This window comes from Lysinibacillus sphaericus OT4b.31 (assembly GCF_000392615.1).
Lineage (GTDB): Bacteria > Bacillota > Bacilli > Bacillales_A > Planococcaceae > Lysinibacillus > Lysinibacillus sphaericus_B.
Genome location: NZ_KB933433.1, coordinates 1 through 426, shown reverse-complemented (window position 1 = coordinate 426; position 426 = coordinate 1). Strand labels below are relative to the sequence as shown.

The window sequence follows — 426 nt, the reverse complement described above, 5'->3', positions numbered from 1 at the left end:
GTTACTATGCACCTCAATTCCGCTGTCCTGGTTTAACTGCAGGAAAACGGCGCCTTCCTTGGCGGTAAAGGTCACAGATTGTGGGTCGAGTTTCATGTCTTTGCCTTTTGGTGTGCCCCAATAAGCCGTTTTGGGATCGGCTATTTTAGGGTTGGCATCGCCGCCTTTGCGAACACTGTGACGAACGACTGCTGTTTCCTCTCGGTGATTCGGGAAGGCAAGGTGGACGCTATCGCCGATTTCCGGTGGACTGTAAAAACCGCTATGACCCTCGGCTGTATACGGCGTAGCCAGTGAAAACCACGTGGCTTCTTCCTTCTTTTGCGCCTCATCAATCGCTAGGTGCAGTCGCACTTGATCCTTCTTTACCTCTAATACGGTCCCTTCAATCGCTGTGCCTGGAAGGGAGGGAATGCTTAGTCTCCC

At 52.3% G+C, this 426-nt stretch carries 1 protein-coding gene; it reads right to left on the bottom strand.

All coding sequences use genetic code 11. The annotated features are described in order from the left end of the window. A partial coding sequence (locus tag H131_RS25130; RefSeq protein ID WP_010861459.1) for a phage baseplate assembly protein V occupies nt 1-426 on the bottom strand: 426 nt, incomplete at both ends.